Genomic DNA, 9,016 nt, shown 5'->3' with positions numbered 1-9,016 from the left:
GGCCACGAGCCCGCGCGGCGTAGGGGAGCGCACGTCGGCCGCGTCGGCGAGCTGGCGGCGGTCAGGGGTTGCGGCTACTGCGCCTCCGGCGGGGGCGCTCCGGCTCCAGGATGGTCGGGGCTCCGCCGGCGGATCACGGTCCGGGGGTGGTTGCGGAAGGAGCCACCCCGCCTGCCATCGACCCGGGCGAGCCGAGCAGACCACCGCCCGACCCGCCAGCGTCCGTACGAGCCGTCAAGGTCCGCTTGACGTGGCGGGCCGGGCGGCGGCCCGCTCCCCAGGAGGGCGGGCCGACGGCAGACGGGATGGCAGTGGAAGGAAAGGCTTGTCTATGACAAGGTGTCCACTATGTCTACGGCGAGGTCAAAGGGCCAGGGTGAGCGGGAGGAGTCGCTAACAGTCAGAGGCTCCCTCTTTTGGCAAGCCGTATCGGCTATTCTTGTGGCCGCCATCGTTGCAATCGCTAGTTGTGGCGCACTTTGGTTGTTGCTAGGCCGCCCAAAAATCGACTCCGCAGCCGGACCACTTGGTGTGCCCGAGCTTTATAACGGCCTTCGCATATCCCTTGCGATCGTTGCCGGACTCGGGGCCGTAATAGCATTGGCGGTGGCTTATCGCCGCCAGCGCTTCAATGAGGCGCAACACCTGCTTGCGAAGGTGTCAGATTCGCGTGACTCAGTGAAGTTGTTCGGTGAACGATTCAAATCCGCTTCGGAACAGCTGGGCTCAACTGAGCCTGCCATAAGGCTAGCTGGGGCCTATTCATTGCTCAATCTGGCCGAGGACTGGGCGGCCAAGCGGCAGATGTGCGTAGATGTTCTATGCGGGTACCTGCGCATGCCGTTCGATATCGAATTTGATGACGGCGAGCTTTCCTACTCTGCTGTATTTGATTCGAATAAAAGACGGGACGCCGATCGAGCATCCCCCAAGCGGCTGCCTGTTAAAACAAAAAACAGCGTCCGGCAAGAGCTCCAGGTGCGGCTAGCTATTCAGCGTGGCCTAGCTGCGCATCTTCGCAACCCGAATTCCAAGCACGACTACGACGAGGAAGTGCTTGACTTCTGGCCGGGCGTGCGCATTGATTTGTTCGGCGCGACGTTATGCAACTTCGATTTCGGAAGCTGTGAAGTGTCGTGGGCGGATTTCCGCAGAGCCGCATTCATGGGAGATGCAAAATTCAGGAGATTCTGCGTCACTAATGAAGCCAACTTCACTGGCGCGAAGTTCTTCGGAGGCGCAACTTTCAGTGGCACGACCTGGGGTGGGCACGCAAGCTTTGTCGACGTCGCATTCGCAAGAACGGCGAGCTTCGCTGGTGCGACGTTCTCAATAGACGGCGAATTTAATCGCGCGACCTTCAAGGGTGAAGCCATATTCAACAAGGCCAAGTTCGGTGCAGGGGCCTGGTTCTCTCAATCGACATTCATCGGCAAAGCCTCATTCGCGTCCGCTGAAGCGAAGGATGGTATCCGCCTCGCAGGCGCTGCTGTCGTCAACAGCAGCGCCGCCCATCTGTGGCCAGGAAGCTACACGGTAGTAGACGGGAAACTCCACGCCAGCTAGGCCCTCGTGCCCGATCCGTGCCGATGCAGCGGTCGTCCGTGCGTCCGTCACCAGCCGACATCGCGCCCGGTGGCCGTGACTCAACCCGATTGAATCACTGCCCTTCACCGGTCGCATCCTCGGAGTCGTCGTCAACAACCTCCAAGGTTCGGAGTGGCCACACAACGCCCGCACTTTCCTCAGACGGCTTGCGGAACCTGTACGAGCGGCGATAGATCACTGCTAGGCATGCTCCCAATAAGACAAGTAGCAGGAGAAGGTACCCCTTCCAGGCACCAGCATTTCCCTGCTCCGCCAACTGCTTTACTGGCTCTGCCAGATATCCAGCGAATCCCGCATCAGGCACGCCGGCTGCAATTTTCAGCGTTTCGTCAATTGCTGGCAAGCCGAAAGCGAGAGCGACAACTACCGCAACACTTGCCAAGATATTCGCTCGTCGACCGGTCCGCTTAGCCTCCTCCGCCGCCATCAACTGCTGAAGCTGGTTCAACGCCTCCAATATCCTCTGGTGCAGCTTATGAGCGCGCCACCCCTTCAGCATGTCGTCAGCCATGTCAATTGCCGTGCCGAACGTGAGGGTCGAATGCCGGAACTCTTGCAAGCCGTAGATAGCCTGCTCTTGGATATCCTTAACGCTGAAGGCGCGACCTCGCGTGTCGGATAGACGCTCATCTAGCGCCCGGAGTTGCCAGTATTGGAGTAGCGTTGATTCGATGACTAGGAGTGTCCAGAGATGCTCGGAAAAATATACTCCCTCTGAATCCGCGTTCCAGTTGATCCGTATCGCCTTTGAGGGAGAAACGAATAAGGAGTAGTCGTCTACGATCGACTTCTCAAAGGGCCTCAGGGCCGCTAAGGCGCTATTGCGCAGCGTTACATCGCCCCCCATGCCGCCCGTCAAATGAACTAGCTCGGTCGAATGAGACTCAAGCCAGGTCTGCTCTACGCCCTCGCAACACCCAACCTCGTCTATGCATACGACCGGGTAGCACTGCCACTCGTCGAAGAAGTCGACGTCAACCGCGTCGATAATTGCGGCTTGATAGAGGATGAATAGGTCAGTGACGCTAGACGGAGATCCGAAGACCATCCTTCGCCATCGAGTGCCCGCATGAACTTCCTCGCTCCATGCGCCAAGCCACCTGCCATCGTCCTTCTCCCCCCAGTGTCGCGCAGCCCCTTCGATGAATGGGGCGGCGATCTCCGAAGCAGCAAACATGGGGCTTGAACCGAAAATTTGCGCGCGGAATTCTTGCATGCCGAGGTCTTCCGGCAACCGCACTGCAATTGTCAGTTGCATCACGCCCGACCTGTGAATGAGGAGAAGCGCCTGAACGACCAAGCCGTCTTCCAGGTCGCCCGCCTGTCGCCGCCGGCCGCCCTTAAGCAGACTCCGCCATTGGACAGAGTCCCGCAGTTGGAGGCGCAGGTACGGCTCGTCACTCAAATAGCTCGGACGAAAAATCCTCTGCTCAACGCTCTGCTGCATGGCGTTGAGCGCTTGGGCGTGAGCAACGGATTCCTCAATTAGGCGGATAGTCTCAGTGATCGGCTCGTCCACATCTTCCGCCTTTTCCTCAGCACCGCTCCCATCTTCCTTCCGCTTCATGCGAGCGCGAAGGAAAGCCCGAGCTAGCCTGAATCCCAAGCCTGGGTGTCGCCTAAAGACGCTGCCAATGTCTCCCTTGCCAAGCAATTCATCAACTTCGTGGATCTGATGCGCCTTCTTCCACAAAGCCAACAACTCAAGGTATCTAGGAGCTACCCGCACTTCGTCAGAAGCTGGACTAGCCACCGTCTCAGCCAGCCCCGCAGATAGGAGGCGATCTGCCGTCTTGTAGATGTCGAGCGGCTGTTTGGAGCTAAAGTTATATACGAAATAGACGAGCGAGTCGGCGAAAACCGGAGCGTGAACACTTTTGGCTGATGCTGGGGAAGCTTGCGTCACGCACCCATTGTGACCTTGTCGTCAAGCATGACTCACCCCCCGCTTCCGCGACATGCTCGTCTCGCCCGCTCCTCGCGCCCTTGCCGTGCCCGATGTAGCGGTCAACATGGGTCAGAAGCGGCAAGACGGCAGCAGCTCTAAGTTCCGCTTCAACTCAACGCGAAGTCTTTGATGCCAGTTGCTATGGCGGACACGCTTCCGATCAAGCCCGACACCGTGGCGAGCTTGGCGCTGGGTGTGGCCCATGTGCCTCGGCTGAACGCCGCCCACCGGCTGGAGTAGAACAGCATCTTGAACTTCTGCCACCGATGCTCACGGAGGTGGCAACCGAGTAGCAGTCCACGCGAGTTGTTCCGGCAGAAGCCACCGCGACTGCGGGTCGCAGCTCCACACCAGGCAGGCGCTTGGAAGAACGACCAGAGCACGACCGCACCCGACAGCAGGTACAGCACTCCAGGACCCACCCGGGTCGTCCACCAGGCGGTGAGTAGCAGGGCCAGGGCGACAAGACCCCAGTACCGGCGAAGGATCTTCATGTGCGATCAGTAACGTATGCGCCGCTGCCCGTAAACAGGACCGACGGAAGCCGACACTTCAACGGGCCGTCTCTGGGCCGTCCGGGCCGTCACGGGGCCGGCAGAGGCCGACCAAAGTTGACCAACGACGACCATTAAAGCCCGGTGAAACAGCAGGTCAGCCGCTATGTGACAGCGGCTGACCTGGTGGGCGACGGACGAGTCGACCTGTACGCCGGATTCTGTGCGCGGCGCGTACCCCGAAGGGTCCGCACCGGCGGCGGTCATCCATCTCGGCCTGCCGTCGCCGACAGGCTCATGCGGCCTACCCGCAGACATCGGGCGGGCCGCCCTCGAACGTCTGCGCCGGGTCGTCATCTTGCGGTGACGGCCCTTGCTTGGCCTTGCTCCGGGTGGGGTTTACCGAGCCACCCCGGTCACCCGGGGTGCTGGTGGGCTCTTACCCCACCGTTTCACCCTTACCGTCCCGTTCGGGCCGGCGGTCTGTTTTCTGTGGCACTGTCCCGCGGGTCACCCCGGGTTGCCGTTAGCAACCACCCTGCCCTGTGGAGTCCGGACGTTCCTCGGCGGCGGGCCGGAGCCCGCCGACGCGACCGCCCGGTCGACTCGTCCGTCGCGCTCTCATCCTAACGACGCCGGGGCCGCGGCTATTGCCGCCCCGGCACGGCCGTCAGGTGGGCCTGGCGGAAAAGGCGGTGATCGCCGTACGTGCCGGGGCGTACCCTGCGCGGATGTTGAAGCCCTCGTTCCCGATGCGGACCGGACGGTTGGACCTGCGGCCGTTCGCCGCCTCGGACCTGGACGCCTTGCACGCCTACTTCTCCGACCCCGAGCAGCACCGCTACGTGAGCATCGGCGGGCCGACCGACCTGGAGGGCACCCGGGCGGTGCTGGAGCGGCGGCAGGGGCGTACGGCCCTGACGAAGGAGGGCGACTCACTCCAACTGGCGGTCGTCGTACGGGAGACCGGTCAGCTCGTGGGAGACGTGGTGCTGATGTGGCGGAGCGCCCAGCACCGGCAGGGCGAGGTCGGCTACATGCTCCACCCCGACCACCGCGGGCGGGGGTACGCCGGCGAGGCGTCGACCGCGCTGCTGGCGGTCGGCTTCGACCGGCTGGACCTGCACCGGATCGTCGGGCGGATCGACCCGCGCAACACGGCGTCGGCCCGGGTCCTGGAGCGGCTGGGCATGCGGCGGGAGGCACACCTGCGGGAGAACGAGTTCACCGAGGGCGAGTGGACCGACGAGGTGGTCTACGCGATGCTCGGCCGGGAGTGGCGGGCGGCGCGGCCGGACACCGGCGCCGGGCGCCCCGCCTGAGGCCGTACTAGCCTCACCGATCATGGAGTTCTCCGACGCCGCGCTGCTGCTCGCCGCCGGTCTCGCCGCGGGCACGGTCAACGCGGTGGCCGGCGGGGGTTCGCTCATCACATTCCCGGCGATGATCGCGGTGGGCCTTCCGCCGGTGCCGGCCAACGTGAGCAACTCGGTGGCGGTGTTCCCCGGGTACGTGGCGAGTGTCGCGGGCAGCCGGCAGGACCTGCCGCGCCGGCGGGCGGTGGCGACGCTCGTGCCGGCCACCGTCCTCGGGACGATCGCCGGGGCGTTGCTGCTGCTGGCCACCCCGGCGCGGGCGTTCGAGCTGGTCGTACCCTTCCTGGTGCTCGGGGCGACCGCGGTGCTGGCCTTCCAGGACCCGCTGCGCCGGCTCGTCGGGCACCCCCGGGACCTGGCGCCGCGCCGCCGTACGCTCACCGTGCAGGTCATGGTCGGCGTCGCCGCGGTGTACGGAGGCTACTTCGGCGCGGCGCTCGGGGTCATGCTGGTGGCGGGCCTGGCCCTGGTGCTCGACGCGACCCTGGCGCGGGTCAGCGCGATCAAGAACCTGCTCTCCGCGGTGGTGGGCCTCACGACGCTGGTGGTCTTCGCGCTGCTCGGCCCGGTCAACTGGGCGGCGGTCGCGCTGGTCGCGCCCGCGACGCTCGTCGGGGGGTACGCGGGCGCCCGGCTGGTCCGCCGGCTCCCGCCGGTGGTGTTGAAGACCCTGATCGTGGTCTTCGGCACGGTCATCGGCCTCTACCTCCTGTGGCGCGCCCTCCGCTGACTCCCGCCGCGAACCGCCACGGCGAGCGTGCGCGTTAAGAAGGGCCCCCTGTACAACGCCAGGCGTTGACGGGGGCCCTTCCTTACACCTCAGGCGACGGGTTCCGGGGCCGCGTCGGCGTCGCGGGTCGTGCCCGGCGTGACGCGGGGATCGCCCTCGTCGGCGAAGTAGTCGTCCGGCGTGGTGCCGTCGCCACCGTCGTGCGCCTTCGCCGCCCGCAGCAGCAGCGTCAGCAGGGCCGCGACCAGCAGGTTGACCAGGACGGCCACGAAGCCGACGTAGATGGTCATCGTAGTGTCGAAGCCGAACTTCTCCAGCGGGAACGCCGAGCCGCCGAAGTGCTTCCGGGTCGGGCTGGACACCTGGTAGAGCATCCACATGCCGACCGCCATGCCGACCGCCCAGCCGGCGATCAGGGCGGTGCGGTGGAACCAGCGGGTGTAGAGGCCCAGCGCCACCGCGGGCAGCGTCTGCAGGATGATCACGCCGCCGATCAGCTGGAGGTCGATGGCGTACTGCGGGTTGAGGAAGACAATGAACGCCACCGCCCCGACCTTGACCAGCAACGACGTGACCTTGGAGACCTGCGCCTCCTGCGCCGGGGTGGCGTCCCGCCGCAGGTACTCCTTGTAGATGTTGCGGGTGAACAGGTTCGCCGCCGCGATCGACATGATCGCCGCCGGCACCAGCGCGCCGATGCCGATGGCCGCGTACGCCACGCCGGCGAACCAGTCCGGGAACTGCTGGTCGAACAGCACCGGCACGATGGTGTTGCCGTCCACCGTGCCGTCCGGACCCGCCAGCGGCTTCACGCCGGAGGCGATGGCCATGTAGCCGAGCAGCGCGATCAGCCCGAGCAGCAGGCTGTACGCCGGCAGCGCGGACATGTTCCGCTTGATCACGTCCCGGTTCCGGCTGGCCAGGACGCCGGTGATGCTGTGCGGGTAGAGGAAGAGCGCCAGCGCCGAGCCGAACGCCAGGGTGACGTACTGGAGCTGGTTGTTCGCGTTCAGCAGGATGCCGTCGTTCGGGTTCGGCGAGGCGTCGAACTTGGCGTCCGCCGCGTTGAAGATGTCGCCCCAGCCGCCGAGCTTGTACGGCAGCCAGATCACCGCCACCAGGATCACGATGTAGATCAGCGTGTCCTTGACGAACGCGATGAGCGCCGGCGCGCGCAGCCCCGACTGGTAGGTGTACGCGGCGAGGATCGCGAACGCGATGATGATCGGCAGGTGCCTGGCGACGGTGCTTTCGCCGGTCACCCCCATCGTCTTCAGCACCGCCTCGATGCCGACCAGTTGGAGCGCGATGTAGGGCATCGTGGCGACGATGCCGGTGATCGCGACGAGCAGCGCGAGGACCGGCGAGTCGAACCGGTTGCGGACGAAGTCCGCCGGGGTGACGAAGCCGTGCCGGTGCGAGACCGACCAGAGCCGGCAGAGCACCAGGAAGACCAGCGGGTAGATGACGATGGTGTACGGCACCGCGAAGAAGCCCATCGCGCCCGCGCCGAACACCAGGGCCGGCACCGCCACGAAGGTGTACGCCGTGTAGAGGTCACCGCCGACCAGGAACCAGGTGATCCAGCCGCCGAAGCTGCGACCGCCCAGCCCCCACTCGTCGAGGTGCGCCATGTCCTTGGGCGCCCGCCACCGGGCCGCGACGAATCCCATGGCGCTGACCAGCAGGAAGAGCGCCGTGAAGACGATGATCTCGGTGAGGTGGTCGCGCCACATCAGCGGTCACCCCGCTTCTTGGTGATCTGGTAGACCAGCGTGGTCGTCGCCACGCCGAGCAGGATGTAGGCGAGCTGGAGCCAGTAGAAGCGCGGGAAGCCGAAGACCCGGGGCGAGTCGGCGTTGAAGAACGCCGGGATCAGCGGCACCACGATCGGGATGAAGAGCAACCAGTTCCAGCGGCTCTTGTCCTTCGCCCGGGACGACGCCGTCAGGCGGGTCTCCGGATCGGGCGTAGCCGGTTCGGGTAGGGCCATGCGACACACCTCCGGGTCGTGATCCGCGTGTAACGGCCGGAGGCTACGACCTTGTGAACGCCGTCACAGCCGAGCGGTGGACCCCGGTGCGCTGAACGGCCGGTCGGCTGCGCCGAACGGCTCGGGCCTCCGGGAGGGGCCACGGAGGTGGCTGGGCGCTCAGGCGTCGGTGAGGTGCGCGGTGTCGTTGACCGAGCGGACCGCGACGCCGCCGTCGGGCCACATGTCGACCACGGAGACGCCGGCCGCGTCGAGGAAGAGGCGGTGCAGGAACGCGTCACCGGCCGCGAGGGCGTCGCGCAGCACCAGCTTGATCGGCGAGACGTGGGAGACGACCACCACGGTCTCGCCACGGTACGCGTCGAGCAGCGCGGTGATCGCCCGGCGGGCGCGCTCGGCGACCTCGGTGAACGACTCACCGTCCGGCGGAGCCACCCGCGTCGAGGCGAGCCAGGCGTCCATCTCCCCCGCCCAGCGCTCCCGCACCTCGGCGAAGGTGCGCCCCTCCCAGGCGCCGAAGTCGCACTCGATCAGGTCGTCCTCGCGACGTACCGGAAGGCCGCCGAGCGCCTCGGCGATCGCCTCGGCGGTGGTCGTACACCGGGAGAGAGGGGAACTGACGACGGCCGCGGCGGACGGGGCGAGCGCCGCCACCCGCGCGGCCGTGGCCCGGATCTGGGCCCGGCCCCGCGCGGAGAGCGGGACGTCGCCACGGCCGGAGTAGCGGCGCTGCTCGGTGTACTCGGTCTCGCCGTGCCGGACCAGGATCAGCCGGGTGGCGGTGAAGCTGGGACGCGGCTCCCAGGAGGCCGGCGCGGTCGCCGGGTCGGTACCGGTGGTCCGCGCGGTGGACGCCCGGGCCGCCGC

Annotated in this window: 7 protein-coding genes and 1 other RNA gene; 3 read left to right on the top strand and 5 right to left on the bottom strand. The window is 65.9% G+C overall.

Going from position 1 to position 9,016, the window contains the following annotated elements; all coding sequences use genetic code 11:
* Positions 1-441 precede the first annotated feature (441 nt).
* Positions 442-1,566, top strand: a complete 1,125-nt coding sequence (locus AB0I76_RS16210; protein WP_357035407.1) for a pentapeptide repeat-containing protein — start codon at positions 442-444, stop codon at positions 1,564-1,566.
* A 94-nt stretch (positions 1,567-1,660) separates the two neighbouring features.
* Here AB0I76_RS16210 and AB0I76_RS16205 read toward each other — a convergent pair whose 3' ends face one another.
* Positions 1,661-3,514 carry a hypothetical protein gene (locus AB0I76_RS16205; RefSeq protein WP_357035404.1) on the bottom strand — a complete coding sequence of 618 codons (1,854 nt, stop codon included), beginning with the start codon at positions 3,512-3,514 and terminating at the stop codon, positions 1,661-1,663.
* Between the two features lie 730 nt (positions 3,515-4,244).
* Positions 4,245-4,659: RNase P RNA component class A (gene rnpB, locus AB0I76_RS16200), an RNA gene on the bottom strand.
* 122 nt (positions 4,660-4,781) lie between these two features.
* Here rnpB and AB0I76_RS16195 point away from each other — a divergent pair.
* Together AB0I76_RS16195 and AB0I76_RS16190 are read left to right on the top strand one after the other, a co-directional pair.
* The gene (locus tag AB0I76_RS16195) at positions 4,782-5,372 is read left to right on the top strand and encodes a GNAT family N-acetyltransferase (RefSeq protein ID WP_357035399.1); all 591 of its coding nucleotides are present in this window, start codon (positions 4,782-4,784) and stop codon (positions 5,370-5,372) included.
* 22 nt (positions 5,373-5,394) lie between these two features.
* A complete protein-coding gene (locus tag AB0I76_RS16190) occupies positions 5,395-6,156 on the top strand; it encodes a sulfite exporter TauE/SafE family protein (RefSeq protein ID WP_357035396.1) in 762 nt (253 codons plus the stop codon).
* An 89-nt stretch (positions 6,157-6,245) separates the two neighbouring features.
* Here AB0I76_RS16190 and mctP read toward each other — a convergent pair whose 3' ends face one another.
* The 3 genes from mctP to AB0I76_RS16175 all read right to left on the bottom strand — a co-directional run.
* Entirely contained in the window at positions 6,246-7,892 is a 1,647-nt protein-coding gene (gene mctP, locus AB0I76_RS16185) for a monocarboxylate uptake permease MctP (protein WP_357035393.1), read from the bottom strand.
* On the bottom strand, positions 7,892-8,149 hold the full coding sequence (locus AB0I76_RS16180) for a DUF3311 domain-containing protein (RefSeq protein WP_357035390.1): 258 nt from the start codon (positions 8,147-8,149) through the stop codon (positions 7,892-7,894). Before AB0I76_RS16180 ends, mctP begins: the two co-directional genes overlap by 1 nt.
* Positions 8,150-8,308: 159 nt before the next feature.
* The coding region (locus tag AB0I76_RS16175) for a histidine phosphatase family protein (protein WP_357035387.1) at positions 8,309-9,016 on the bottom strand (708 nt) is incomplete at its 5' end.

This window comes from Micromonospora sp. NPDC049799, assembly GCF_040656655.1.
Taxonomy (GTDB): Bacteria; Actinomycetota; Actinomycetes; order Mycobacteriales; family Micromonosporaceae; genus Micromonospora.
Note: the sequence above shows the minus strand (reverse complement) of the source record. Positions and strands in the feature narration are given on the sequence as shown.

What these genes read in the sequence shown, in the direction of transcription:
- AB0I76_RS16195 (WP_357035399.1), top strand. Translation starts at nt 4,782, where the DNA reads ATGTTGAAGCCCTCGTTCCCGATGCGGACCGGACGGTTGGACCTGCGG.
- AB0I76_RS16190 (WP_357035396.1), top strand. Translation starts at nt 5,395, where the DNA reads ATGGAGTTCTCCGACGCCGCGCTGCTGCTCGCCGCCGGTCTCGCCGCG.
- mctP (WP_357035393.1), bottom strand. Translation starts at nt 7,892, where the DNA reads ATGTGGCGCGACCACCTCACCGAGATCATCGTCTTCACGGCGCTCTTC.
- AB0I76_RS16180 (WP_357035390.1), bottom strand. Translation starts at nt 8,149, where the DNA reads ATGGCCCTACCCGAACCGGCTACGCCCGATCCGGAGACCCGCCTGACG.